The following is a 25,957-nucleotide window of genomic DNA, read 5'->3' as shown; positions in this document are numbered from 1 at the left end:
TTATCTACACACTCATGTATCATGATATAAGCAAGTTAAAAAACTATAAAATTTTAGAGAAAGTTTATGATAAAGTATCAAAAAATTTTTGGTTTATTCTCTTTGCTACTGACGCTGATTTCTTTGACAGCTTGTAGCTTTAAATCACAATCAAGCTTATTAGTTCAACAAAAATTAACCTTTTCACCAGTTTCTACACAGCTCTCACAAACGATTCATCAGGATTTCCAAAAACTATTTGGTATGTCAGCATGCGGTATAAAAGGCGCAACACTTGGCGAATGTTTTCTTGAATTTTGGAAAGTATCCAACCCATTAAGTATCGTCATGATTATTAGCTAACTCACCACCAAATACCACTCCCATTGAAGAACTCTATCCTCTTTTAGTCATTTGATCACTTTTAGAGATGGAGCATATCTATAACGATAGATTGTAATATAGTCAACAGGAAGACTGAACTTATGCATTATTTTAACACACTCATTATAAATTATCTCCCTGTAACTAATGAGTAAGTTGACAATCTCTTTAACCCAGTTACTTTATTTTGTTAACGCTTTTTGAACGTCTTCAATCATTAAATGAGTGGATTCAAGTCCACCACCGCTTAAATACCAAACATCTGGTTGTAGCGAAATGACTTTATTGTTACGACCAGCATTGGTTTGTTTGATCAATTCGTTGTCAGCAACGTTATCTTTTGAAGCATCGCCACCAATTGCTTTCGTACGATCAACAACAAATAAGATATCTGGATTTTTTTCTAGGGCATACTCATACGAAACACTTTGTCCATGAGTTGATACTTCAATGTTTTCATCAGCTTGTTTGAAACCAAAAGTATCATGAACAATTCCGAAACGTGAACCTTTACCATAAGCAGAAAGTTGGCCTTCATTAACCAAAACAACTAAGGATTTTTCATCACTAGCAGAAGCTTGCTCTTTAATGTCGGCAATTTCCTTTTCTAAATCAGCAATTTTTTCGTCAGCAACTTTTCCTTTATCAAAAATTTGTCCTAATGTTTTAATGTTTTGTTTGGTTGAGTTCCAAGTATCTTTAGCATCAACTGATAAGTAAATCGTTGGAGCGATTTTTTTTAATTTTTCTTGGAAATCTTGTTGACGGCCAGAAATGATGATTAAATCAGGTTTTAATTGGTTAATTTTTTCCAAATCCGGTTCTTTAATCCCCCTGCAGATTCAACTTTTTTATACGTGTCTAAGTAAGTTGGTAAATTTTTAGTGGGCGCTCCAACAATGGTATCACCAGCGCCTAAAGCATCAATTGTATCTAATGAACCGTTGTCAAAAACAACGACTTTTTTAGGATTTTTAGGAACTTCTATTTCTCCATTTGAATCAGTTACTTTAATCTTACTTTCTATGCTAGTTTCACTATTTGTTGCTGACTTGGTCCCATTGTTACACGCACTTAATGCGAAAAATCCTGTCATTGATATTGCTACTAACGCAATTAATTTCTTTTTCATTACTCCTCCATTAAACCTGTTATTTTATTTAAACTACTTTTATCTAAATCAAGTAAAATACATACAAAAACGTTTACCTTCAATTTCACAAATTCGGATATTCATATCATACAATTTATTTAAAAGTTCTGATTGGATAACTTCATCTGTAGTTCCATGCGTGTAAAGACGTCCTTCTTTCATAGCTACGATTTCATCTGCGTAGCTTGCAGCAAAATTAATGTCGTGTAAAACAATAATAACAGTTTTACCAAATTCATCAACTAGCCGACGTAACGTCTGCATCATTTGAACGGCATAATTCATATCTAAGTTATTTAATGGCTCGTCCAACAGAATGTAATCCGTATCTTGGGCTAAGACCATCGCAATATAAACTCGTTGCAATTGACCACCAGATAATGTATCAATTAACTCGTTGGCAAGCATCATTAAACCAAGATTTTCCATTGCTTCATCCACTTTTTCATGGTCTTCTTTTTTTAGGCGACCTTTTGAATAAGGAAAACGTCCAAAATTAACCAATTCTCTGACTGTCAATTTTAAGTTAATATCATTCGCCTGTTTTAAAATCGATAATTTTTGGGATAAGTCATTTTGTTTCCATGTTTTCACTTCATTATGATCAAGATAGATTTCCCCAGTATCCTTGGGTATCAGGCGACTTATCATAGATAAAAGTGTGCTTTTTCCAGCACCGTTAGGACCAATAAAAGCCGTTAGTTTCTTTTCAGTAATAGGTAATCGTACTTCAGAGACAACAATTTTTTCACCATACTTTTTTGAAACATTTTTTATTTCAATCATCTACGCTGTTTCCTTTCACTTACAATTTTACCGACGAAATACAAGCCACCGACAAACTCAATAACTATACTTAACGTCGTGTTCAATTTGAAGACTTGCTCAATCAAAAATTGAGCAAAAACTAATAAGAAAATTGCCAATAAACTCCCTGCAATAAATAATTCACGGTGGCGATAGGTATTCATCCATTGGTAACTGACATTAGCGACAATAAATCCTAAGAAGGTCACCGGACCGACTAAGGCAGTGGACAGTCCCACCAAACCGCTGATAACAAACAGTAAAACTAATTGAAATCTTGGCACATTAATTCCTAGATTTTTCGCCTGATTATTCCCCAAATGTAACACATCCAACAAATAACTTTTTATCCATAGAAAAAACACTAAGCCCGCAATCAAAAGCCCTGCAATCAACAAATATTGACTATCCACATTCCCAAAACTCGCAAAGAGTCTCCCTTGTAGTAAATCATATTCATTAGGATCCATCACCACTTGCAAAAAGGTACTGATACTGTTGAAAAAGGTTCCTAAAATCATACCAATCATCAACAAAAGGAATAAATCATTACCACTTTTTTTCAACAGAAAATACGACAATGTGACACTGATGCCCACCATCAACAGGACGTTCATTAGAAATGTGGTTAATGAAGTTTCGCCCAACGTTTGGCGCCCACCTAGAAAGAAAAAGAGCAAAGTTTGCACTAACACATACAACGAGTCCAAACCTAAAATATTCGGGGTTAAAAAATGATTTTGAGTCATTGTCTGAAAACTAATTGTTGAAAAAGCCCCAGCAATTCCTACCAAAATAAAGGCAAGCACTTTTCCCCCTCGTAGTTCTAACGCAAAAGCCCAAATGCCATAAGTATTGTAGGATAAATATAAGAAACAAATCCCCAAAACAGCCAATAACAATATCATCAACCTAACCGAAGAACGCTGTTCTTGTTTTTTCATGTCCAGCGCCTCCTCATCAATAATGTAATAAAAATGAGGCTTCCTAAAGCGCCTACCACGACACTCACTGGAATTTCATAAGGAGCAATTACTACTCGCGCTAAAATATCGCAAATTAATAAGAAAATGCTGCCACCAACAGCCGTCAGAACTAGGGTGTTTTTCATGTGGTCTCCATAACGCAATGAAACTAAGTTGGGAACAATAACGCCTAAAAAAGGAATACTCCCCACCATAATTAAGATTACCGCACTAGACAAAGCCACAATTGACAAGCCAAGTAATTGGATTCGCTGGTAATCCAAGCCCAAATTGGTCGCCATATCTTCTCCCATTCCTGCCATCGTAAATTGATAGGCATATAAGTACACCATAATTAACAATGGAACGGTTAAAAATAATAATTCATAGCCTCCTTTCATAACAGTTGAAAAATTACCTTGTAGCCAAGAAGACATATTTTGCACTAATTGAAATTGATACGCAAAAAAAGTTGCGATTGACCCAATAATATTCCCAAACATGACCCCAACTAACGGGATCATTACTTGATTTTTCGCTGGTAAAAATCTAGTTAAATAGATAAAAAATAGCGTCCCACCTAAGGCAAATAAAAAAGCAATGAACGACCGAAACAACAACGGCGCACTAGGAAAAAAGATCATAACCACTAGAATACCTAACCTTGCGCTGTCCATCGTACCAGATGTACTAGGAGAAACAAACTTATTTTGAGTTAAATGTTGCATAATCAAACCAGAAATACTTAGCGTACTGCCTGCAATCAATAAACTAATTGTTCTAGGAATCCTTGTTGTGACTAATACCAACCGTTGTTGAGCATCCCATTGAAATAACTGTGTCAAAGAAAGTTCTTTAACACCTACAAAAATTGATAAAACACTCAAAAGGAGTAAGAGAACAAATAGGCCTATTTTTTTCATATACTCACTCTTCTTTTCTAATTGAGAAAGATTTTCATTCTCATTTATAACTTTACGGAAAAAATCTCATCTCGTACACCTTTGGTTGATTAGCACCAAATATTTTATCTATATAGTAAATTTGTCCCACATGGATGGTATCAAGTATTTTCATAGTTCCTCCAATTCTGTCAATTGCGGGAATAATGTAAAACATATTTTACATTATCTATTATAGCAAAGCATAAAAAAGAATACAATGATTTTTCGAAGAAAACAATATATCGGGATTAAAGATTGATGTGAAAAGCTTTGCAATAAAACCTTTACAATCATATATATTAAGGGTTGATAATGTTTTGTACTATATTTAGTATATATAACTCTATAAAATAAAAATAATTTATCCATTATGGAATGGAGCGGAATTACGAGGAAGCCATATCTTTTCAAAGTTGTTGAGAAATTCAATAGGTCGTTCACTCAATTTAAAGAAAATAATCGTCACTGAGAAAGAGATTATTACGTTATTAATTTTTATCTCATTTTTATAACTATTGATGCAGGAATTATAAAGCTTATCGTTACCAAAATTTTGTTATTATTTTAAAATTATATTTTGACTATAAAAAAACGAGAAATTTCGCAATTTCTCGTTTTATCTTGTTTATTGAAAAAATTTTGTATTGTTTTGTTGTAAAAAGAATTACATACTTTTATCAAATCAAGGAGCGTCCGAGATAATCCAATTTAGTGCACCTTTGTAGACTATTCCCTTTCCTTGCCATGTAGCAATTTGTTGCTCAGGCAAAACTTCTAAATATAATCCTGCCCCTCCTATACTGCTTGCCTCTAAGACACTCACTAAATGATCCGTTCCTACAGTTTGATTAAAGACTGTAGGAGAAGCTGTCCCTGTCAATGCGGTATCGTTTCCTGCACTATCCACAAAGTGCAATGCACCATCAAGACCAAAACTATGAATAACCAATCCTGTCGTTGTATCATAGGCAGTTAGTGGGGCAGATTGTTGAACCTCCATTCTCCAAGACCTTGGTGTACCTCTACCATCATGGACTAGAACATCACTATCCATTATTCCTTGAGCAGCTATCGTATTTCCTGAAATTTCATGGGAACCAAAAGAGATTAATTCTGGAACCTCTAACGATAAGGTGCCTGAATAACTCAAATTAATGGTATAGACATTCTTAGCCCCGAAGCTAGAATATAAGGCGTATAATTAACTAAATCTGTTAATCGAGCAACTGCTGCCGCATTATCGGTTAATTCACTAGTATTTATTGTATCATTCTTAGGACCTACTAGATCAATGATATACCAATTGTTATACAAGGTACTTGTCATATCAAGGACACCTCCACCAGTTGTTAAAGTAGAGATGGCACTTGAAATATCCGAAGCAGAGATTGGTGCGCCAACTAAACCTTGGGAAAGTTGAAAACTTTGTTCGTCAGGTATTTCAGTGCCTTCGGGTACTCCTTCTTCATTTACTCTTGTGTGAATCATAACACTTACCTGCTCTGCTTGAAGGATAACCGTAAAACTATTCGGTAACCCAGACGGAACAGTGACATCAGCTGTTGTCAAAGGATTGGCATTTAAAGCGGCTGTCAGTGTTGCTTGTGGAGTTCCATATGTTGAACGCAGATAGGCAATACCATCTGGTCCAACAACTCCATACATATTATAACCCTCAGGAATATCAACGTCTGGCGCACTTGCTGGTAGTCCAACTAAACCTGTTGTCGCTGGAATGCCAGATAATGGTGCCGCAAAACCTACCGTGGTTGGATTTCCAGAAGGTGTGGCAATCGCAACCCCTCCTGCGCTACCAATATTTGTTGTACCAGGTGTTCCACCAAGATACACTGATAAAAACGATGCAGATACTGTTGAGGGACGATAGTAAATATTAATCGAGTTATTCCTTGGTGTAATCAAGCCCGTAGTTGTTAATGGATCATTATTATTAACTACCACCGATCCTGTTTGCGCAACAGACGATGTATTTACTCCACTTCCTGTTGAAATCCCAGTAAATGTATAACCAGTCAAATTAGGAGCTCTATAATCATAGCTATCAGCTGGAAGTGCTAAATTTGTTGGGCTCACCACTCCGATTCTATCTCCAACATTTGCTTCTACTGTAGAGTAAGGAGCAGATTCAATCGGTTGTCCCGTAACAGAATTGATGTAATTTACTCTGAGGGGCTGAGTTGCTTTAGCTGAGTTCAGATAGGCGCCACTATTAGAGTAATACATTTTTGAGTAATGCCCACCAGTAGAGCCAATTAGACCAATAGATAACATTTGAGCAACAGTACAGTCATAAGAAACTTGCCCTGTTTGTCCCATGATGTTTCCGTTTGTATCTGAACCAGAGCCATAGGTCATTGTCAGTCTTCCCGATACGTTACCCTTTGCATCAACCCTACCAGTTGTAGTTGGTACCCATTTAAGTTGAACATAATCAGTGTAAGTATTTCTCGGACTAAGTATCGTTCCGTTCTTCCAATTTGCACCATTTACTGAGGATGATGCACTGACGGGAGGTGAAAGTAATGAACTACCATCGGCGGATACTTGTCGAATGGCAATCATATTGGAGATATTAGGTAAAATTAAATTTTCAGTTCTTACTCCTACATTGGGGTCGTTATACTTTGAGTCATTATTATAAAAAAAATCTCGCCCAGCAAAAATAGCATCTGGAATCCCTACGACTCCAAGTCCAGCATTAGTTTGCCCAGCAGTCATTCCTTGGGCATCTGTTTTAGCTAACACAAACCCTAAACTATCTCCTGCTGCGTAATCGTAAAGCCAGCTGATATCAATTTTAAAAGCACCTGTGATTGTTACATTTTGACTAAAATCTGCTGCATAATCAAAGATACTTCCTCCTGCTTGTGTCCCTTTATCATTAATAAGATTTAACCAGCCATCACTTGACCAGCTAGGACTTGCTCCTCCAACTCCAAAATTGGTCCAATTTGATAAATTGGCCATATCTGTTCTATCAAAGGTATGATTCCCTGTATCAAAATTTGAGTTCGGAGGAATTGGTGGCGGAGTGCCTGTAGCAGCTTTGACGGATAAAGTGTGCGAAATCAAACTTAAAGTTGGCAACAAAAAGCTTACTAAAAGTAAGGCGCCTGCGCCAATATTTGTTATCTTTCTAAGTAAGTATATAAATTTTGCCACTGTCATTTCCTTTCAAAGCATTAAGATTCCTTCTAACAAAAGGAATCTTAAGCCATATATCATTTGGTAAGTTACTTATACAGCATTAGTCATTGTCCATGTTACCGTAGCTGAATGCTCTCCTGCTGTTTGTGAAGCTACCGGTACATAAAGTGACACATCGCTGAAAGCATCCACATAGTGACCATCAAGTGCACCTGTACTTGCGATTACTGTCGCAGGTGTTCCGTTTTCTCCAAGTGTAATCGCTCCATTAGTAGATACACCTGTAGTAGCTGTCGCATCAGATCCTGATGTATTAATTAAATCTCCTTCACCATACGTCACTGTTGCTCCATCCATTCCAAAGGGGTTGGTTACAGCTGCCGTAATCTCATAGCTGACAGCTGGGGAAGTACCATCAAGATCATGCCAAGCAAGAATTGGAGTCCCAGCATCACCAGTTGTTCCAGAAGCCACTGCTCCTGCAAAAGTGGTCGTTGCTCCATCCAGTGTATGGCTTCCAAAATCAATCGCAGAAGCAAAGTCTACAGCTAGAGCGCCTGGTTGTGAAGGGATAACTGTGGGAGGTTCTGTTGGGTCAGTTGGATTAGGTACGTCAGGTACAGTTGTAGGAGCAGTAAATGTAACGGTGTTCTCTGAAGTTGCTGTTGTGTCAGCTAATGCTGTCAGAGGAGAGACAGAAGCTGCCAAAGTAAGAAGTGCAATTGCAGCTGAAGATAATGTAGTTACTTTTTTCATAATGGTTCTTCCTTTCTTAATTGAAGAATTTAGGGGTGTTTTGAGAATATGAATTAAATTTTTTCTTTTTACTTATAAAAAGTAATAGTGCTACAAGCATAATAGTAAAACCTAACACAATTAGATTAGACTGTGATTCGCCAGTTTTAGGAAGTTTTCCTTTCAAACTAGAGGCTTGTATCTGCCCTTGTACTGGATTTCCATTCGGAGGAAGACCAGGGGCTGGTGGTTTCGGAAGATTGGGATTAGCGATAAAGGTCACTGATACGATACTTTCCGTAGATTTTATATCCGCATCTGCTCGTGTTGGCGGTGCTACAATAAACAATAGTTGAGCCACGATATAAAATTTCAAAAAACTCTTCACTTTAAACTCCTTTCGTTATTAAATGCGCTTAACGTCCAATGCAAAGTTGACATCAATATATTTCCATTGAACGCTAAACGCACTTAAACTATTTTTAGTTTCTAAAAATTTTATGACTCAATCTCTTGTTTCTTTTTTCTGCTCTTATATACGAGAATGAAAATAATTATAGTTAAAGCTAAGATAACAAGTCCTAAACCATAGAGCATCCAAGGTGTTTCTTTAACATGATCTATCGTGACATCTTTCTCATTCAGTGTTTTAGCTTGATTTCCTGTAATTTCAAACTCTTTTGAAAAAGTCCACTTATAATCATATTTTGTGATTTGACCCTCCACCATACTCTGATACTTCCCATTGGTATTTTTGTTCCCGTAGACAGTCATTTCTAACTGATATTTTCCAGCTTTAAGCGGAACAGAGCTTTGTCCATTTTTTAATGCTCCCTGAATTGATACAGGAATGCCTAGATTAAAGTTTGAATTAGGTGCCATTTTTAATGTAGCATTATCAAAACTGTACTTAATAGAAGAATCGTTGAGTTTAGTCACTTCTACATCAATATTCATGTCTAAAAGATAAGTCATCGCAGAATTTTTTAAATTGGCACTGATGACATTACGACCGTTCACTTGTGAGGGAGTAACAGTTCCCAAACTTAAAGCAGGGTCAACTTTGTCCTTGGAATTTTGTAGAACTAAACCAATAACATAAGTATAACGATTAGTAATTGAAGCCCCAGATTTTGCCCCCTCTGAACCTTTGGTGTTTGCTCCATTTTCTTTTTCATTGAAGTTAAAGCCTCCTGCAATAACCCCTTTAAAAGTTTCGTGTGGCATCGTTACCTCTGCCGAAACCACCGTTTTACCATGAGCAGGTACTGTAACTGTTTTTGGAAGTTTAACGTAATCTTTTATATTAATCTTTAAGGAAGAAACAGGTTTTATCTTATTAGGGGTATATAAAACATTACCTAAATCACCCGTGAAAGCTGTGCCAAAACTCGTCTCCACTTCTACTGGTGTTTTTCCATTATTAGTGATGTTAAATTTAAGGGTTTGTTTCTGCTCAGGTTTTAACAGAAGGTTGAAATATCCAAGTCCAGCTTCTATTTGATTTTCTTCAAGTACAGGTGTAACTGAGAACCCTGAACTTTCCTCTGCATAAACAACATGAGCAGTTAATCCAATGAATAGGCTGATAGAAAAAGCTATTGTTACATGTTTTATTGTTTTCCATTTCATTTATTTAATCTCTTCTCCTTCTCAAGATTGGACAAATTTCATTAATTTTGGTTCAAGATATCTTTTAGCTATTACCGTTGATTCCTCTTTTGAATATTCATAGCCATGACACTCAAGCAACTGAAACAACGCCACTTCAGTCGTTAGCTCTCCTTCGAAGCGTAAAAATTGGGCGAGCGCTTTTATAAAGCTTCCAGGAGCTCCCCTTCTGAAGTAAAGAATATCTGAGACCGTCGAGACCTCCATATCCAACCCTTGAGCTAATTTAATAATGGTCAACCTTCTCTCTTTCATTATTTTTCTTACAAAAAGAAAAAATATTTTCGTTTGTTCTTTATTCAAACGCACTTCACTTAAAAGAGGAGTCTCTTGTGTTTCTTCTACTTTTTCACGCATTCCTAAAAAAATATGCAGATTCTGAATGGTGCCTCGATCTGTTTCTACTTTCGAGGAGAGAATATCTGACAATCTAACGATAGGAATCTCTAGAGATTTAGATAATTTTGCAAGCGGAATCCTTAACTTCCTTATTTTTTTATTAATTAATTTTAACTCTTCTTTATATAACAGGTTCTTTTTGATCATTTCACTTCCTCATCTCTCCAAAAAACAAGAGTTTTTCGGAGAGATAAAGAAATAAACAAGTTTTTTATTTTTTTATCTCTTGACATAAGGAATTTTTTTAGATATAAAATTCTGAAAATTTGTTTAAATTAAATTCGGAACATATTACTTGACAGAGCAATAATAAAATTGTAATCTTAATAAGTAATATAATTAAAAGATTAAAAACAAATTGGAATTATATTTTTTATTATAGAAGTTCTTTCCGAAAAACTCTTGTTTTTCGGAAAATAAAATCCTCTTTAATCCCTGATATTAATGATTTTTTTTGATTTCACTTCAAAAAAATTTACGAAATATTTCAATTAGAAAATAATTATAACAATGAGAACCAGAACTCGTCATCAACTTATATATTTTAATATTTTCTCATTAATAGTTAAACAGTTTAAATTTTTTATGATACCTCTCTACTCTTTAACCAAATCAAAAAACTCCTCCGAAATTTCACACGATTCATCGGAGGAGTTTTTTTAATTTGGATTAATAAAGTTGATAAAATTATCCTTTTACTATAATAAGGGACATGATGTTGAGATAACCACTTTGATACTTTTTGAATTGAATTTCTTTTTTGATTTGATGAATAATAAGCTTTTAATGTCATAACGTTACGCTTATATAGCAACTAATGGAAAATAACAAATGATATCCATAAATTTATACTTGATAATGAATTAAGTTCCTGCTATCATCCCTCCCTCTAATATAAAGAAATGCTTTATACCAAAGTATATCGCCACCAATTCCTCCGAACTCAAATTTTGATACAGGGAATCATACCTTTGATAGAACAGATATGGCCAATTTATCAAATTGGACCAATTTTGGAGTTGGAGGAGCAAGTCCTAGCTGGTCAAGTGATGGCTGGTTAAATCTTATTAATGATAAAGGGACACAAGCAGGAGGAAGTATCTTTGATTATGCAGCAGATTTTAGTCAAAATGTAACAATCACAGGTGCTTTTAAAATTGATATCAGCTGGCTTTACGATTACGCAGCAGGAGATAGTTTAGGGTTTGTGTTAGCTAAAACAGATGCCCAAGGAATGACTGCTGGGCAAACTAATGCTGGACTTGGAGTCGTAGGGATTCCAGATGCTATTTTTGCTGGGCGAGATTTTTTTTATAATAATGACTCAAAGTATAACGACCCCAATGTAGGAGTAAGAACTGAAAATTTAATTTTACCTAATATCTCCAATATGATTGCCATTCGACAAGTATCCGCCGATGGTAGTTCATTACTTTCACCTCCCGTCAGTGCATCATCCTCAGTAAATGGTGCAAATTGGAAGAACGGAACGATACTTAGTCCGAGAAATACTTACACTGATTATGTTCAACTTAAATGGGTACCAACTACAACTGGTAGGGTTGATGCAAAGGGTAACGTATCGGGAAGACTGACAATGACCTATGGCTCTGGTTCAGATACAAACGGAAACATCATGGGACAAACAGGGCAAGTTTCTTATGACTGTACTGTTGCTCAAATGTTATCTATTGGTCTAATTGGCTCTACTGGTGGGCATTACTCAAAAATGTATTACTCTAATAGTGGCGCCTATCTGAACTCAGCTAAAGCAACTCAGCCCCTCAGAGTAAATTACATCAATTCTGTTACGGGAGGAGCTGGGGACACTTACTACTCTACGAATGACCATAATCTATATTGAATTGGGAATTATTATTTTATTTGAATCTGGAACCATAGATAAAATAACGAGTTTATTTTAGATAATGTATACTACAATATGGTTAGACATGGTTCCTGCTATGATAGTGTTTTTTCTCTAGGAAATAAAAAATTTCATAATAAGTATACCTTTAACCTAAGAAGAAATTAACTAGTGTTACTAATTTTCTCTTAGGTTCTTTAACTCAGTTGGTTAGAACTATGATGTGTTCCCTAAAAAAGTAAGTAGTGAAAATTTTTATTTCTTCATTAGTTATCTTAACTGAAAATAAACTGTTTATACTCCGCTAAATCTAAGATATCGTTTTTAAATTATAGGACACCATCATCTCGTTTTCGTTTTATAGTATAGCGCATAAAATCAATAATCCCACCGTAAAAAGCAAAGGTCAGAATTGAAGCAATATACCAATATATTGATATCATTCCATCAATGGTTTGAGCATTTATTTGAAAACCAGAATTCATAAATGTCAATGACTCTTCACCTTGACCTAGCATGAATAAAATCGGATTCAAAGCAATCAATATGAAACTCTTTGAGTCTTGTCCTACTTGATGAAGCAGTATTATCAGTAAACTCACTACAACTCCCCAAAAAGTGAATAATGTTATTACTTTTTTCATAAGCTCCCCTCCTTTATCATCAAAAGCGTTATAATACTTATCAAATTAAGCTTTTTATTTTTTCAATTTTCTAAATAATATCATTTTCTTTTATTATAACATTTTATATCCTAATGACATAATGAAGCTACCTCGCTTATACTTTGAATATATAAACTACGCTAAAACCACTCCCTAATTACATATAAGATTAGTGATTTTTTATTTTTCAGAGATTCAGTGAAATAAAACTTTTCAGGCTTTCAATAAAACTGTGCCATACGTTACCCGCTTTCTCCTTAATGTTCCTAATATTCCATATTAATAGACTGGGATTCCAAACTCCCCAAATAAAAAATGAGATAGCTTGTCTCAAAAGATGCTTCTCACCTTGTCACTTTTTACTAAACGTTCACTTCTACTTTTGTAGAAATAAACAATAAACAAAGCTCTCCTGTTATAACATTTATAGCACTTTTTTCGACCTATAAAACTATTTTATAGTTTTATCCCCTACAAAAGAGAAATCCAATATATACGAAGGATGATTCAAGGATACGAAAAACTTTGTCAAATAATTCGACAATATGATAATACCCCAGCAAAATACTAAAATATCACGACAATCAAAAAGACCAGCAACTACTGGTCTATCCATCAATTTCGATAACAATATTTTCATTCCAATCCCACAAGCCATTCTAAATCAACACCGAAATATCTTGAAATCTCTAGCACTCGCACCCAACTCGGTATTTTGCCTCCACGATAGTTGTGAAGTGAATTTCGAGGATAACCCAATTCTCTTTCCACTGCATTAAATGTCTTCCCAGATGCTTTGATGCACTCCTCTATCCTACAATAAAACATTGCAGGATCATAATTTATTTTAAAATCTTGTTCAAAAATCATTTAATTTTTGCTCCTTATCTTTAAATCAATATAACTTAAAATTTTCACTACTTATTTTTTAGAATCATAACATCTTACTTCTGTCCGCGTCGTAATCTTAAGATTTATCATTCTTTTATATATTTGGTATAATAACAATCAAACTAATATTCGCCTAAAGAGGAATTTTTAATAATGGCAAAAGACACTAAACAAATCATTATCCAAACTTTACTCAAGATTGCCGCAGAAAATGAAACTCAAAATATCACCGTAGAGGAAATTTCTCGTCGTTCTGGGATTACTAGAAACACTATCCAAAGCAACTTTAATAACCAAGGCGTTGCGGGAATCATTGATTATATCAATATCACTATTATTCAAGAAATTAACGAGCAAATCTTTAGATTTAACCCTAATGAACTTCCAATTGAAATTTTTATTGATATTGTAATAACAGTGCTATGGCGACATAGAGATGAAGCACATCTGATTTATACTACTCCTCTTCCATTTCTTCCTGCCGACCATACCGTAGAACTTTCCATTGATTGGTTACACGAGCGCTATGAAAGATTGGTAAAAGAACATCATCTTGCCCCTTACTTCTCGGCAGAAGAACTCCTTCGCTTTTATAACATTTTTCTTTATGCTTGCTTTTCACTTTGGCTTTCCGCAAAAACTCCTGTCCCACCTGAAGTATTCAAAGAAAAATTTCTTTATCTCATGAAAACATCCATGAAAGACTTGATTTATGGTGATATTGGTCTAAATTGATCTCAAGAGGTAAATCTTTTTTTGTATATAAAAATAAAATATTGTTATCAATATATGTCATCAAATGACAATAGTATTATAATTAATATTGATAAATATGGCAAATCGCTGATTTCCTTTAATTTTATTGATAGATCATCTGTATTTTTGATAATCAATCTTAGAAATAGATGGTTTTGTTCAATTTATATATTATAATTAGATGGTTTTATTTAATTTCATTACCTTACTTGATAAACTCCCCTTGATAAAATAATCTATTTAAGTGTGAGAAAATCATTTTGGGAACAATATAAAAAAAACTGAGCAAAATGACTTTCGCTCAGTTTTTTTTTGGTTTGGACTAAACTATGATTTACTAGTTATCCTAATCATTTATCAATAAAATAGATTCTCATTTATGGTACTGGGATAGTTGAACTATATAATGTTTTACGACCATAAAGTTCTTGTGTTACGGCGGAAATATATGAAGCTGAATTTGTTCCTGAAAGGTTATACATTAAGTAAATACCGTATTTTTCTGTTTTAGTTCTGTTTGCTAACTGTACTGCTGTGCCTTGATTCACCCCTACTTCAACTGCTGCTGCCCCAAGTCGTGAAGCATCCATCCAACAATTTGTGGTGGTTGCCAGCTACCATAATAGGGATTCCATGAATAATTAACCAACTCACTCATCAATGGATTAGTCGCAGAGTTATAAGCTGAAGGGCCAATATTGTAGAGGGTAATTAATTTATCTGTTCCCAAGCGACTACGTAACGCTTGAAGTAACCAAATGAAAGAAGAATTATTTGGCTGTGCTGTTCCATTTTTACCATATTCTGCGTATTCATCATCAAAATCTACACCATCTAGATGGTATTTATTAACCACTTGTTCAATCTCTGCGGCAAAGGCGTCAGCACTTTCATAAGTCGTAAAATTCGCAAAACCTGCGCCCTGATGGTTGCCTAAAATTGATAGAAGAACTTTTGTACCACGCGCCTGAACTGGACGAATTTGTGTTTCGTATTCATTTAAAGTTTGTGTGACACGTTCATTTAAAAATAAATAAGGTTTTTTGCTTGTTGTATCGTAGTTAATGTTTGCTGCAAAAATAATCCCTATGTCAAAAGCTGGTTTTGTTGTACCTTCCAATGTATATTTTCCAACATTATTAAAGTCATTATTGTTCACTTCTACATACATGACCGTTTTAGGTATTCCTTCTGTAGCCGCGTGAGCTTTTAAAATGAAAGGAGGTAAAAATAGACTGCCAACAAAAATCAGCAAAGTCAAAAGAGCTAGGACAAGAGCATTCTTTTTATTAAAAAGTCGAGTGCTGGGTATACTGTTCATAAAATTTCCTTCCTTAAAATAAAATTGATAGCGTTTACAGAGTCATTCTATCTTTTTTATCATTAAAAAACAAGTATTATTTCATAATTTTTTATTCACAATGAGTTACATTCTCAATACTTCCTGATTCGTACATATCTGCCCAGAGGTACGATACTTTACGTTTTTCTAGATTAGCAAATGCCTATGAAAACTTTCCTACTCTTTGAATGCAAACTAATGATATCGAACTTTATTTATATATTAATACCTCTTTGAATAATTTTGGATATTCAAAAAGAGCAGGACTTCTCTTGCTCCTTAAACTCATTTCACTTCAAACAAAAGACGAAATTAGGGCTAAAATCGCTAATCCTCCTTGAGTGAAAATAATTTTTTTATCAGTCGTTAAGCTTCCATAAAGCGCCACTAGGATAATATATACTAGTAACACTCTTACAATCTCTAAAGAAGCTACTGAAAAAAACAAACCGTAAAGAAGCCCGATACCTAACAATCCATTGTAAATACCTTGATTTTTAAACAATAAGCTAACCGATGAGCGTTCTAGTTCCTTTTTATTCATTTTAAAAACTCGACCAGTTGTTTTTGAATCTGTTGCGAAAGTTTCCAAATACATGATATAAAAAAATTCTAATGCAACAAAAATTGTCAGAAGCGTTGTTAAAATTGACATTTCTATTCTCCTTTATCAAAGACTGTGATTTTGGCTTTCTTTTCACTATAAGCAGAAAGGTGTTCAAAAAGTGATAATAAAAGTGGGTTTTGATTATGTTGTTCAATATCTTCCTGACTTTCCCAATGCTCAATCATAGAAAAATTATTTTTTTGTTCAATATTCTCGTATAAATCATATCGTTGACAACCTTTTTCTTGTCGAGCAGATGCAATCAATGGAGCCATTGCTTTTAAAAATTCATTTCTTTTTGTTTCTTTTATATAAAACGAGATATTAATAACTTTCATTTGCTTTCCTTACTTAAATGATGTTATTTTACTAGCATTTAATCGAACTGACTCATAGCCTTCTTCGATTGCTTTTCCGATGGACAAAATCAATACTGGAACATAGCGTGCTTTATCTAATCCAAATGTTTCCGCAAGCTGATCACTTTCAAAGCCACCAATTGGATTAGTATCATAACCATGAGCACGTGCTACTAACATCAATTGCATAGCGGCTAGACTAGCATCTATTTTGACCACATCATTCATTTCACTTTTTGTGAAACTTTTATAATATGGAATGATTGCTTCTAATTGTTGATTTCTAACTTCTTCAGGCATCTTTCCTTCTTCTACAGCTTGATTATAGATTTCTTCCCCAAGTTCATAACAATTTGTATCACCAAAGATTAGTATCATCGCTGAAGAAGTATCATTTTGTCTGGTGTTGAAGCGAATCAACGGCTTTAATTTTTCTTTTTCCTCTTTGCTTTCAATCACGACAAAACGCCACGGCTGCATATTTACTGATGATGGTGCAGCAGTCGCTTCCTGAATTAATTGAAGCATTTCTTCGTGTGAAATTTTAAAATTTTCATCATAAAGTCTGATTGATTTTCTTCCAAAAGTAATTTCTGAAAAATCATTATTAATCAATTTTGTTTCCATTTTTTCCTCTTCTATTTTGTTAATTTCGTTAGTAGTTGTAATAAATAATCTTCTTCTGCTTCGGTTAAAGTGATATTTAAAGATTGTTCGGCAGAAGGGTGTTCTTTTTCACAATATGCTAAATCTTCCTTCGCCTTGTCTGTGATTTCTACAAAAACTTCTCGATTATTATCTTTATTTCTCTCTCTAGTAACGTAATTTTTTTCTTCAAGTATTTTCAAATGTCTTGTTACCGCAGCACTATCTATCTTGAGCTCTGTTTGTAATTGAGTTTGGGAACATCTCCCCTTGGTTTTTAAAATCATCATAAGTTCATATCTAGTGATACTAAATCCCGTTACTTTTTCAAAAGATGATGTCATCTCCTGATTTGCTATTTTTAGCTGATAGAGCAACTTACTCACATTTCTAAGCTTCATATTTCTCACCTCATTTCTTGACTAGTCAATCATTGATTGGTCAATCATATCATTTTTGTATTCTATTGTAAACAAAAAAGGTTTTATAGAATCTAAAAAGAGGATTTCTGAAAAATCCTCTTTTTAGATGTACTACTAGTTTTGTATATTCTCTACCTTACATAATGCATGATAATCAAATAGCAGCTTCTCTCTCACTGGCTCGGTGAAACTCTATAATTGTCCAAATGAGATGATAATAGTTATGCTAGGGCTTTTTTTCTATTCATAAATAGAGATAGAAATCCAGTTCCCAAAAGAATTGCTGCGGAGATATAGTATGGGAAAAGATGGTTGATGTCAAACATATATCCTGCTGCAAGTGGTCCTAAAATATTACCAAAACTTGTAAAAGTTGAGTTTAATCCATTAATCGCTCCTTGCTGCTCACCTGCGTGTCTTGAGAGGTACGTTGTGACAGCGGGTCTAAATAAATCAAAGGCAAGGAAAATAATGAATGTTGACAATGCAACAACAAGATTATTCTTAGTAACGGCAATAATCGCAATGAATATTGCACTGACAAAGAAAGTACACTGAATCAATCCAAGTTCAGTCATTTTACTTACAATTGTATCAAATAAAAAGAGTTGGAAAATCAGTGCAAGAATACCGCTTACTGTTATCACCATTGCGATTTCGCCTGTTGTAAAACCAAAATTAATGGTTGCCATGATGCTATAAATTGACTCAAAAGCTTGCAAACCAAATGATGAAATCAAAATGATGATAAATATTGATGTAAAGGTTGGATTTTTTAATATATTCCAAAATGAACCATGTTTAACTGCTTTATCTGTTTGAATCGGATGTTCTGGCTCTTTGAGAATGGTTAAAGTCAGAATAAATCCAACGAGAGCCAAAAGGGCCGCGACATAAAATGGAGCACGAATCCCTAAAGTTGCAATAAATCCGCCCGCTCCTGGACCTATAATAAAACCACCACTAATCGCAGCTGATACTAATCCCATTGCTTTAGAACGCTCTGCAATTGTCGTCAAATCTGCTACGTATGCTGTCACAGAGGGCATTACTAGAGCTGCTGCCACCCCACCTAAACCACGTGAAATATAGAATCCCATTTTTATTTGCGCTAAACCAAATAATAATTCAGAAAAGGAGAAGATAATCATCCCGATTGCGATAAGTTTTTTTCTACCGATTTTATCTGACAAAGCTCCTGCAATTGGCGAAGCAACCAATTGAGCGATAGCAAAAATAGAAATCATCATTCCCATTGTTGTCCCTGAAAAGTTCATCTGTTCTTTTAATTTTGGGAGAACAGGAATGACTAATCCTGCTCCTAAAAATACTAAAAACAAATTGGAAATGGCTAAATTCATCATTCTTTTTTTGTTCTTCATTGGTTCCTCCTTGTTAATAAGATGTAAGTCGACTGCTTTGAAATGATGAAAAATGCTACTTGGCTCTTCTCTTGCTCTTGCTCTTGCTGTTTCAGGAGATAAACAAACTGACAGTGGAGTGTTAAAAACACATAGATAGGAAATCGCGTAAGAAAGTATAGTTCTTTGTGCGATTTATCTTTTTCACTCATTTCAAAGAGGACAAACTTTGTTGAAGTGATTACTTCATTGGTGGGAGATTCTTTCTCCCCCACCAATGTTAGGGCACAACCTCACATCAAAGATATGAGGTCACCCTGTCCCTGAAGTCTAAGCGCTAAAGCGCTAAGATCCTAGGGCAGTAGAACGAAAGCAGAGCTCAGTGCTGCTTATCCTGCCACCTTATGAGGTGGGGGAATTGCGATTGCGACTAGGTGCTCCAGCACCGTAGCGAGCATCGACAGCGTAGCCCAAAGGGCGGAGATAGCATGCACTTGCTAAGTTAAAATCGGAGCGCTTATCACAAGGTAAGCGCTCCGATTTGGGTTAGAAAAAAAGAGATAGCTTTTGCTATTATCTTTCTTCTAATTTTTATTGCAAAAAAATAAGAACTATAACTAGTTACTTTTTGTTTGTAGTGCTCAAAACTTGAGCTTCTTATTTTTTTCCTAATTCCTTGATTATACTATAAAATACACTCTTTTACAATAGAATTTTAAAAATAAATGATTCTGTCAGTACTGACAGAAATGGTGTAAATATTGATTTTATGATAAAATACTTTCATAATAACAGAAAGGCTGATGTGGACATTCCACACCAGAACCAAAGTTTATGCCCTTTGTCCATGTTGAACTTTTTGAAGGACGCACGCTGGAGCAAAAAGCTGCTATAGCTAAAGAAATTACTGAATCAATTACTAAACACGCAGGTGCTCCTGCATCAGCGATAAATGTTATTTTCACTGATTTGCCTGAAGGAACACTTTTTCAAGCGGGTGAAATGCGTAAAAAGAATTAAGAGAAATGCTGTCAGTTTGATGCGATAACTCATGAACATTGATACTGCCAGTAAAAACATCTGTCAGTACTGACAGATATTTTTTTTTGCATTTTCAGTCAATGAGGTAGGTATGCTTGAAAATTAATTTTTAATAAGATAAAATACAAGTGAGTTCCATAGCAAAATTATTGTAAAAAATACGAATGATTTATGGTACTTTATAACTGTCCTAGTGTAAAAATGTAGCAGAATACATCACTCAGTGCTCTGTTCTATAAACTGTCTACGCTGTCCACCTACTTAGCGATTGAAGTGATTACTTCATTGGCGGGGTTTCTCCCCATCAATGTTAAGGTACAACCTCACATCAAAGATATGAGGTCACCCTGTCCCTGAAGTCTAAGCGCAAGACCCTAGGGCAGTAGAACTAAAGCGGAGCTTAGTGCTGCTTTAGCAGCTAAGCAAACGGACAGCGGAGCAACAAAGTTGCGTAGAACGTTCGCAGAACGGCGTGCGAAGCACGTAGCACCATAGCGAGGATGGACAGTGTAGCCCAAAGGGCGAAGATAGCACGCACTTGCTAAGTTAAAACTTCGAGAACTAAAGGCACGCTGATTACAGAACAACTGATAAAATGAGATTTTACTTTTTCTCACAATTTTTGCCCTCAAGACACTGGTCTGACGTTATAGTCATTTCTGTATGTTATATCGTACAATTTTTCTAAAAAACTAAATATGAAAGTTTAAATATAAAAATGAAAGTTCTAATTACTTCTGGTGGAACAACTGAACCTATTGACAGCGTGCGTGGCATCAGTAATTTTGCTACAGGAGGACTTGGCAAATTAACTGCAGAGCGTTTTTTAGAAGATGGACATGAAGTTATTCTTCTTGCTGGTGACAAAGCAGTTTTACCACAAGCGAACCAACGGTTAAAGATTATCACAATCATGGGAACTGAGAATCTTTACAAGGAAATGAAACGCTGTGTTCCCTTAGTAGATGTGGTCGTCCATAGCATGGCAGTCAGTGATTATCGCCCCTTTACATGACTGGACTCGAAAATTTTCCGTCAGTACTGACAGAACAAGATTTACTTAATTTTCATCCTCATCATGCCAAAAAAATCTCATCAAAATCTAATTATCAAATTATGCTTTTGGAAAAAACACCCAAAATTATTAGTTTTATCAAAACTTGGAACCCTCATGTACTTCTTTTTGGTTTCAAATTGCTTGCAGGAGTGGAGAAGCAAGAATTGCTTGATGTTGCCAAAGAAAAACTCATCAGTACTCGAGCCGATTTCATCATTGCAAATGATCTTGAAAATATCAAAAACAGTCAGCACAAAGCCTTTATTGTAAGTACTGACAGTATGGAGGAACTCCATACAAAATCTGAAATTGCTGACAAAATTCTGTCAGTATCAAAAACGTACTATAGCTAATTCACTATAAAAATCAACAACAAATTGACACTAATACTGTTTAATTTCTGAATGTTCCATTTAAAAATTACTTCACTGCGCTACGATGTCGATGCACCACGGGTATCCATTCGCTCTATCTCCGCTTTGCTTCGCCGTCGATTTCACTAAGCCACTAAAGTGGCAAGTTCAAATCGCAATCTGCTAAAGCAGCAAGAGCAAAAGGCAAAGCACCGAGTCGCAATTAAAAGCTTTGCGTTTCACGCAAACCTCTTCTTGCGCGTAAAACATTTGTCCGTTTGATTATATTTGGCATTACGCTTCAACAGATTGCGATTTGAACTTACCACTTTATAGGATAGCCGTTGGCGCTTTAGCGCTTACGGATATGCTAGTTGCTTCACCTAGTGGCTTGCCACTGCGACTAGGTGCTTCGCATGGACAGCGAAGCAACGAAGTTGCGGAGATAGTGTCGGAAGCAGAGCAAAGTAGAAATACAGCCAATGGACAGCGTAGCCATCTAATAATTTTACTATGTAAAATTAAAGGTGAACTAGTATAAGTTCGGACTTCAACCCCAGAAAGGACTGATCATGACAAAAATCACTTTAGCTGTTACAGGCAGCATTGCCGCATATAAAGCTGCTGACCTTGTTTCGTTACTGACAAAGCAAAATCATGAGGTCACTGTACTCATGACTCACGCCGCTACTCAATTTATCACTCCTCTGACTCTTCAAGTCCTCTCCAAAAACAAAGTTCACTTTAATGTCATGGACGAGGAACGTCCTGAAATTGTCAACCATATTGACCTTGCTAAAAACACAGAACTATTTCTCGTTGCACCCGCTACCGCAGACACTATCAGCCGTCTCTCGCAAGGTGCTGCAAATGATATCGTGACAAGTGTCGCACTCGCTTTAGAGCCTAGCGTGCCAAAATATCTTGCGCCAGCGATGAATACGAAAATGTACCAAAATCCGTTAACGCAACGAAATATTGAGATTCTTAAGAAAATAGATTATAATATTATTCAACCTAAAAAATCTTTACTTGCCTGTGGAGACTTTGGAGAGGGCGCACTTGCTGACCTACCAGACATCTTATCAAGCATTGAGCAATCCCTATAAAACGAGGTAAATATGAAAAATTCTAAAGCATCTGACGTTGCGATTCTTGCGATTTTTATCGCAATCATGGTCGTTGTCCAAATTTTAAGCCAGATTGTTTATAGTGTCTGGCCTTTGCCAATTGTTCCCACGCTATTGCACATTCCAGTGATTATCGGCTCAATCGTTCTTGGGAGCAAAAAAGGCGCGTTCCTTGGTTTAGTGATGGGGATTATCAGCGTGGTTAACGCGACTGTAGTCACCTTGCCTTCAAGCTTCATGTTCAGCCCTTTACAACCTATTCCTGGAACGAATCATGGTTCAATTTGGGCTTTAGTTATCGCTATTGTTCCTCGAATTTTAATCGGAGTTTTTCCTTATTACATTTACAAAATGAGTAAAAATCAGTTTGGAGCTGGTCTGGCTGCCTTCGTCGGCACTGCGACAAATACTGTGCTTGTCCTCGGATTTATCTTCTTATTCTTTCGAGCTGTCACTAAACAAACTTTTGGTGCTTTACTCGCTTCTATTATCACTGGAAATTCTATCGCTGAAGTTGTCATCGCAGTCATCTTGACAATGGCAATTGTCCCTGCTTTATCCAAAGCTAGAGGTAATCAATAATGAAAAAAACACAGTCTCATTCATAGTTTGACTGTGTTTTTTGTTATAAAAGTGTTATAATGTAAGCGTTGATAAATAAAAAATAAAACGAACGAAAACGACTTGGCTTTGAAAAATAGACTAGCCCGTTTTAGCTACTTCTCAAAGTCAAGTCAGTCGTTTTTGTACCTTAAAGGAGAAAGACTTATGAAAAAAATCTTAAGTTTCGACATTGACAACACACTCAACGAACCAAAAATGCCAATCTTTCCTGAAATGGCTGAGTTGCTCGCAACATTGTCTCAGAAATATATCATTGCTCCAATTAGTGGGCAAAAATACGACCAATTTCTGATTCAAATTATCAATAATTTGCCCGAAACTGCAAACTTAGATAATTTTCATTTATTTGTCGCACAAGGCACACAATACTATGCTCATGAAAATGGTGAATGGAAACAAGTCTTTAATTTCTCATTAACCGATGAGCAAGCAAACGCTATCATGGAGCACTTGAAAAAGCAGCTAAAGAACTTGGACATTGGGATGAGTCAGTGCTTCTTCCAGGCGACGAAATCAATGAAAATCGTGAGTCAATGATTGCCTATTCTGCAATCGGTCAAAAAGCTGGTGTTGAGGCAAAACAAGCTTGGGATCCAGACATGACCAAACGTAATGAAATTGCGAAGCTCGCCTCTAAATACGCTCCTGATTTCGAATTTGAAGTTGCAGGTACAACAACAATCAATGGATTTGTTCCAGGACAAAACAAAGAATTTGGTATGAATCATATGATGAAAGAACTCAATGTGACTAAACCTGAAATCCTTTATTTTGGTGATATGACTCAACCTGGTGGTAATGACTACCCTGTTGTGCAAATGGGCATCGAAACAATTACAGTGCGTGACTGGCAAGAAACAGCAGCAATTTTGAAAACTGTTATTGCTATGGACGACGAACTTTAACATCTGATTTGCCAGAAAATATTGCTGACAAGACTCTTATTAATAAAAATGAAGCTGTCAGTATGCTGACAGCTTTTTCAGCTTCGCTGACAAAACTTTTATCCGCCGATTCAATGCTCATGGTAATCGCATTGAACTGACAGCTTTTTGTCAACTATCTCCGTGATTTTTCGGGCTTTAGTCCTATTGAATTTCAACAAAAAATCAGGTAAAATGGTAAAGTATGTTTAATTTATGAGTAGATGTGTTCAAAAACACTGCTTGTGTTGTATTCTTTATCTCTTGAAAGAGTAGCTAGTACAGTCATCTCTAACTTTTTCTGAAAATTAGTAGATAACTCTACTGTCGATTTCACGTTTTCCGCAATTTCGTTGCTGCGCTATCCATGCTCGCCTAACTATGTGCTGAAGCAATGATATGATACTTAACTAAGACCCCAAGTTGCAGTGACAATTGACTATATGAAACAACTAGCATATCCTCAAGCCGATAAGGTAGTAATGTCAACTGGTGATTTCAAACCTGTTGACTGTAAAGAAGCTGTGCTTCACTATTTAGGTTTTTTACACTTTACACTCTAACTCATCTTTATAGAAAGTGAACTTATTTTGAAAAATTCAAAGAAAAAATTAACCCTAGCCGGAATTTCTGTGGCAGCGCTGTTGCTTCTATCTGGCTGTGTTCAGACTCATGTTGTTAACGGCGTTCGTGTCCCCACGCAAGCCGCTACTCATGGTTTGACCTATAATCTCCTTGTCCGTCCCATGTCTGGGTTTGTTGACCTTTTTGCCCATAATCTCGGTTTAGGTTATGGCTGGGGAATTATTCTTGTTACCTTGATTATTCGTTTCTTGATTTTGCCTTTAGGTTTAAATCAAGCCTACAAATCAACATATATGCAAGAAAAAACGGCTTATCTCGCTCCTGTTTTTGCTCCATTAAATGAACGTTTAAAATCAGCAACAACTTCCGAAGAAAAAATGGCTGCCCAACAAGCACTCATGAAAGCCCAAAAAGATAATGGGATTAACATGCTTGCCTCGATTGGCTGCTTACCAATGCTGATACAATGGCCTTTCTTTATCGCGCTCTATAATGCCGCTGCCTATACTCAAGGAATTTCAAATGCAACTTTCTTTGGTATCCCACTTGGTCACCCTAGCATCATTTTAACAATCATCTCAGGAGTACTCTACTTCCTCCAAACTTGGATTTCAACATTTTCAATGACTCCAGAGCAAAAGAAAACAGGAATGACAATGTTGATTATGAGTCCTGCCATGATTGTTATCTTCAGCTTCATGTCACCTGCTGGAGTTGCACTCTACTGGGCTGTTGGTGGTTTCGTTATTGTCATCCAACAAGTCATCATTACTTTCATTATGAAGCCTCGGATGCGTCGTAAAATTGACGAAGAATTTACAAAAAATCCTCCAAAAATCAATGATGAAGGCGTCAAAGATGTTACTCCAACATCTGTTCAAGAAAATTTTAAAGCGATCACTAGCGAAAGAAATGATGAAGAACGCAAAAAAGGCGGCCGAAACGCTGGTAAACAAAACCGAAAATAAAAAGAAAACTCTGTCAGTGTACTGACAGCTTTATCAGCTCTGCTGATGAAGATTTTATCCGCCGATTCAATGCTCACGTTAATCGCATTGAACTGACAGAGTTTCTTATTTATAAAGAATGATTTAAAAAATCTTGTCAGACCAAGTGTTTTATGC

24 protein-coding genes and 4 pseudogenes are annotated in these 25,957 nt (G+C 35.7%); 9 read left to right on the top strand and 19 right to left on the bottom strand.

From position 1 onward, the window contains the following. Positions 1-66 precede the first annotated feature (66 nt). On the top strand, positions 67-342 hold the full coding sequence (locus FLP15_RS05615; RefSeq protein ID WP_142766312.1) for a hypothetical protein: 276 nt from the start codon (positions 67-69) through the stop codon (positions 340-342). 203 nt (positions 343-545) lie between these two features. Here FLP15_RS05615 and fitD read toward each other — a convergent pair. The 10 genes and pseudogenes from fitD to FLP15_RS05565 all read right to left on the bottom strand — a co-directional run bounded on the left by fitD (position 546) and on the right by FLP15_RS05565 (position 10,352). Continuing rightward, positions 546-1,495, bottom strand: a pseudogene (gene fitD / locus FLP15_RS05610) (iron chelate ABC transporter substrate-binding protein FitD). Positions 1,496-1,543: 48 nt separating this feature from the next. Next, complete coding sequence (gene fitC / locus FLP15_RS05605; RefSeq protein WP_142766311.1) at positions 1,544-2,302, bottom strand: iron chelate ABC transporter ATP-binding protein FitD; 759 nt, start codon at positions 2,300-2,302, stop codon at positions 1,544-1,546. Beyond that, positions 2,299-3,267: an iron chelate uptake ABC transporter family permease subunit FitB gene (fitB, locus tag FLP15_RS05600; protein WP_142766310.1), complete on the bottom strand. Its 969-nt coding sequence runs from the start codon at positions 3,265-3,267 to the stop codon at positions 2,299-2,301. Before fitB ends, fitC begins: the two co-directional genes overlap by 4 nt. Then, positions 3,264-4,211, bottom strand: a complete 948-nt coding sequence (fitA, locus tag FLP15_RS05595) for an iron chelate ABC transporter permease FitA (RefSeq protein WP_142766309.1) — start codon at positions 4,209-4,211, stop codon at positions 3,264-3,266. The genes fitB and fitA overlap by 4 nt, the downstream gene beginning before the upstream one ends. A gap of 703 nt (positions 4,212-4,914) precedes the next feature. Then, on the bottom strand, positions 4,915-5,382 hold the full coding sequence (locus FLP15_RS05590) for a WxL domain-containing protein (protein WP_190288355.1): 468 nt from the start codon (positions 5,380-5,382) through the stop codon (positions 4,915-4,917). Beyond that, the gene (locus FLP15_RS05585; RefSeq protein WP_142766307.1) at positions 5,379-7,415 is read right to left on the bottom strand and encodes a lectin-like domain-containing protein; all 2,037 of its coding nucleotides are present in this window, start codon (positions 7,413-7,415) and stop codon (positions 5,379-5,381) included. Before FLP15_RS05585 ends, FLP15_RS05590 begins: the two co-directional genes overlap by 4 nt. 75 nt (positions 7,416-7,490) lie before the next feature. Then, the gene (locus FLP15_RS05580) at positions 7,491-8,156 is read right to left on the bottom strand and encodes a WxL domain-containing protein (protein WP_142766306.1); all 666 of its coding nucleotides are present in this window, start codon (positions 8,154-8,156) and stop codon (positions 7,491-7,493) included. 16 nt (positions 8,157-8,172) lie between these two features. Then, complete coding sequence (locus FLP15_RS05575) at positions 8,173-8,523, bottom strand: LPXTG cell wall anchor domain-containing protein (protein WP_142766305.1); 351 nt, start codon at positions 8,521-8,523, stop codon at positions 8,173-8,175. 110 nt (positions 8,524-8,633) lie between these two features. Then, positions 8,634-9,767 carry a WxLIP family cell surface protein gene (locus tag FLP15_RS05570; RefSeq protein ID WP_142766304.1) on the bottom strand — a complete coding sequence of 378 codons (1,134 nt, stop codon included), beginning with the start codon at positions 9,765-9,767 and terminating at the stop codon, positions 8,634-8,636. Between the two features lie 21 nt (positions 9,768-9,788). Next, entirely contained in the window at positions 9,789-10,352 is a 564-nt protein-coding gene (locus tag FLP15_RS05565; RefSeq protein ID WP_142766303.1) for a hypothetical protein, read from the bottom strand. Between the two features lie 838 nt (positions 10,353-11,190). Here FLP15_RS05565 and FLP15_RS05560 point away from each other — a divergent pair. After that, the gene (locus FLP15_RS05560) at positions 11,191-12,069 is read left to right on the top strand and encodes a lectin-like domain-containing protein (RefSeq protein WP_142766302.1); all 879 of its coding nucleotides are present in this window, start codon (positions 11,191-11,193) and stop codon (positions 12,067-12,069) included. Between the two features lie 332 nt (positions 12,070-12,401). Here the strand turns inward: FLP15_RS05560 and FLP15_RS05555 are convergent, their stop codons facing one another. Together FLP15_RS05555 and FLP15_RS05550 are read right to left on the bottom strand one after the other, a co-directional pair. Beyond that, positions 12,402-12,716, bottom strand: a complete 315-nt coding sequence (locus tag FLP15_RS05555) for a hypothetical protein (RefSeq protein ID WP_142766301.1) — start codon at positions 12,714-12,716, stop codon at positions 12,402-12,404. Between the two features lie 657 nt (positions 12,717-13,373). Further along, entirely contained in the window at positions 13,374-13,607 is a 234-nt protein-coding gene (locus FLP15_RS05550) for a helix-turn-helix domain-containing protein (RefSeq protein ID WP_120771061.1), read from the bottom strand. Between the two features lie 174 nt (positions 13,608-13,781). Here FLP15_RS05550 and FLP15_RS05545 point away from each other — a divergent pair, with 174 nt between their 5' ends. Next, a complete protein-coding gene (locus FLP15_RS05545; protein ID WP_142766300.1) occupies positions 13,782-14,363 on the top strand; it encodes a TetR/AcrR family transcriptional regulator in 582 nt (193 codons plus the stop codon). A 398-nt stretch (positions 14,364-14,761) separates the two neighbouring features. On the opposite strand, the pseudogene FLP15_RS05540 reads toward FLP15_RS05545, so the two are convergent. From FLP15_RS05540 to FLP15_RS05515, 6 genes and pseudogenes are all read right to left on the bottom strand, one after another. Next, positions 14,762-15,705, bottom strand: a pseudogene (locus FLP15_RS05540) (endo-beta-N-acetylglucosaminidase H). 316 nt (positions 15,706-16,021) lie between these two features. Further along, positions 16,022-16,381, bottom strand: coding sequence for a DUF1304 domain-containing protein (locus tag FLP15_RS05535; RefSeq protein WP_142766299.1), 360 nt, complete (start codon positions 16,379-16,381; stop codon positions 16,022-16,024). Positions 16,382-16,383: 2 nt separating this feature from the next. Continuing rightward, entirely contained in the window at positions 16,384-16,671 is a 288-nt protein-coding gene (locus tag FLP15_RS05530; protein WP_142766298.1) for a putative quinol monooxygenase, read from the bottom strand. 9 nt (positions 16,672-16,680) lie between these two features. Continuing rightward, a complete protein-coding gene (locus FLP15_RS05525) occupies positions 16,681-17,319 on the bottom strand; it encodes a nitroreductase family protein (protein ID WP_142766297.1) in 639 nt (212 codons plus the stop codon). Positions 17,320-17,330: 11 nt separating this feature from the next. Next, on the bottom strand, positions 17,331-17,738 hold the full coding sequence (locus FLP15_RS05520; protein ID WP_142766296.1) for a MarR family winged helix-turn-helix transcriptional regulator: 408 nt from the start codon (positions 17,736-17,738) through the stop codon (positions 17,331-17,333). Between the two features lie 242 nt (positions 17,739-17,980). Continuing rightward, on the bottom strand, positions 17,981-19,141 hold the full coding sequence (locus FLP15_RS05515) for an MFS transporter (protein ID WP_142766295.1): 1,161 nt from the start codon (positions 19,139-19,141) through the stop codon (positions 17,981-17,983). Between the two features lie 813 nt (positions 19,142-19,954). On the opposite strand from FLP15_RS05515, the gene FLP15_RS05510 reads away from it, so the two are divergent. The 5 genes and pseudogenes from FLP15_RS05510 (at position 19,955) to FLP15_RS13830 (ending at position 24,230) form a co-directional block, all read left to right on the top strand. Then, complete coding sequence (locus tag FLP15_RS05510) at positions 19,955-20,140, top strand: 2-hydroxymuconate tautomerase (RefSeq protein ID WP_142766294.1); 186 nt, start codon at positions 19,955-19,957, stop codon at positions 20,138-20,140. A 739-nt stretch (positions 20,141-20,879) separates the two neighbouring features. Beyond that, positions 20,880-21,571 (top strand): annotated as a pseudogene (locus FLP15_RS05505) (phosphopantothenate--cysteine ligase). 572 nt (positions 21,572-22,143) lie between these two features. Then, positions 22,144-22,680: a phosphopantothenoylcysteine decarboxylase gene (coaC, locus tag FLP15_RS05500; RefSeq protein ID WP_142766293.1), complete on the top strand. Its 537-nt coding sequence runs from the start codon at positions 22,144-22,146 to the stop codon at positions 22,678-22,680. Positions 22,681-22,692: 12 nt separating this feature from the next. After that, positions 22,693-23,283 carry an ECF transporter S component gene (locus tag FLP15_RS05495; protein ID WP_142766292.1) on the top strand — a complete coding sequence of 197 codons (591 nt, stop codon included), beginning with the start codon at positions 22,693-22,695 and terminating at the stop codon, positions 23,281-23,283. Between the two features lie 186 nt (positions 23,284-23,469). Then, positions 23,470-24,230, top strand: a pseudogene (locus FLP15_RS13830) (HAD-IIB family hydrolase). Here the strand turns inward: FLP15_RS13830 and FLP15_RS12710 are convergent. Then, on the bottom strand, positions 24,211-24,351 hold the full coding sequence (locus FLP15_RS12710) for a hypothetical protein (protein ID WP_190288354.1): 141 nt from the start codon (positions 24,349-24,351) through the stop codon (positions 24,211-24,213). The pseudogene FLP15_RS13830 and the gene FLP15_RS12710 overlap by 20 nt on opposite strands. A gap of 487 nt (positions 24,352-24,838) precedes the next feature. On the opposite strand from FLP15_RS12710, the gene yidC reads away from it, so the two are divergent. Then, complete coding sequence (gene yidC, locus FLP15_RS05485) at positions 24,839-25,801, top strand: membrane protein insertase YidC (protein WP_142766291.1); 963 nt, start codon at positions 24,839-24,841, stop codon at positions 25,799-25,801. Positions 25,802-25,957 lie beyond the last annotated feature (156 nt).

The organism is Lactococcus protaetiae (assembly GCF_006965445.1).
Classification (GTDB): domain Bacteria; phylum Bacillota; class Bacilli; order Lactobacillales; family Streptococcaceae; genus Lactococcus; species Lactococcus protaetiae.
The sequence above is the reverse complement of the archived record's forward strand: the minus strand, read 5'-3'. Positions and strand labels throughout refer to the sequence as shown.

Coding starts and splice junctions, on each gene's coding strand:
- FLP15_RS05535 (WP_142766299.1), bottom strand. CDS start 16,381: ATGTCAATTTTAACAACGCTTCTGACAATTTTTGTTGCATTAGAATTT.
- FLP15_RS05550 (WP_120771061.1), bottom strand. CDS start 13,607: ATGATTTTTGAACAAGATTTTAAAATAAATTATGATCCTGCAATGTTT.
- FLP15_RS05525 (WP_142766297.1), bottom strand. CDS start 17,319: ATGGAAACAAAATTGATTAATAATGATTTTTCAGAAATTACTTTTGGA.
- FLP15_RS05570 (WP_142766304.1), bottom strand. CDS start 9,767: ATGAAATGGAAAACAATAAAACATGTAACAATAGCTTTTTCTATCAGC.
- FLP15_RS05580 (WP_142766306.1), bottom strand. CDS start 8,156: ATGAAAAAAGTAACTACATTATCTTCAGCTGCAATTGCACTTCTTACT.
- FLP15_RS05530 (WP_142766298.1), bottom strand. CDS start 16,671: ATGAAAGTTATTAATATCTCGTTTTATATAAAAGAAACAAAAAGAAAT.
- FLP15_RS05495 (WP_142766292.1), top strand. CDS start 22,693: ATGAAAAATTCTAAAGCATCTGACGTTGCGATTCTTGCGATTTTTATC.
- fitA (WP_142766309.1), bottom strand. CDS start 4,211: ATGAAAAAAATAGGCCTATTTGTTCTCTTACTCCTTTTGAGTGTTTTA.
- fitB (WP_142766310.1), bottom strand. CDS start 3,267: ATGAAAAAACAAGAACAGCGTTCTTCGGTTAGGTTGATGATATTGTTA.
- FLP15_RS05565 (WP_142766303.1), bottom strand. CDS start 10,352: ATGATCAAAAAGAACCTGTTATATAAAGAAGAGTTAAAATTAATTAAT.
- fitC (WP_142766311.1), bottom strand. CDS start 2,302: ATGATTGAAATAAAAAATGTTTCAAAAAAGTATGGTGAAAAAATTGTT.
- FLP15_RS12710 (WP_190288354.1), bottom strand. CDS start 24,351: ATGAGCATTGAATCGGCGGATAAAAGTTTTGTCAGCGAAGCTGAAAAA.
- coaC (WP_142766293.1), top strand. CDS start 22,144: ATGACAAAAATCACTTTAGCTGTTACAGGCAGCATTGCCGCATATAAA.
- FLP15_RS05555 (WP_142766301.1), bottom strand. CDS start 12,716: ATGAAAAAAGTAATAACATTATTCACTTTTTGGGGAGTTGTAGTGAGT.
- FLP15_RS05520 (WP_142766296.1), bottom strand. CDS start 17,738: ATGAAGCTTAGAAATGTGAGTAAGTTGCTCTATCAGCTAAAAATAGCA.
- FLP15_RS05510 (WP_142766294.1), top strand. CDS start 19,955: ATGCCCTTTGTCCATGTTGAACTTTTTGAAGGACGCACGCTGGAGCAA.
- FLP15_RS05615 (WP_142766312.1), top strand. CDS start 67: ATGATAAAGTATCAAAAAATTTTTGGTTTATTCTCTTTGCTACTGACG.
- FLP15_RS05545 (WP_142766300.1), top strand. CDS start 13,782: ATGGCAAAAGACACTAAACAAATCATTATCCAAACTTTACTCAAGATT.
- FLP15_RS05515 (WP_142766295.1), bottom strand. CDS start 19,141: ATGAAGAACAAAAAAAGAATGATGAATTTAGCCATTTCCAATTTGTTT.
- FLP15_RS05560 (WP_142766302.1), top strand. CDS start 11,191: ATGGCCAATTTATCAAATTGGACCAATTTTGGAGTTGGAGGAGCAAGT.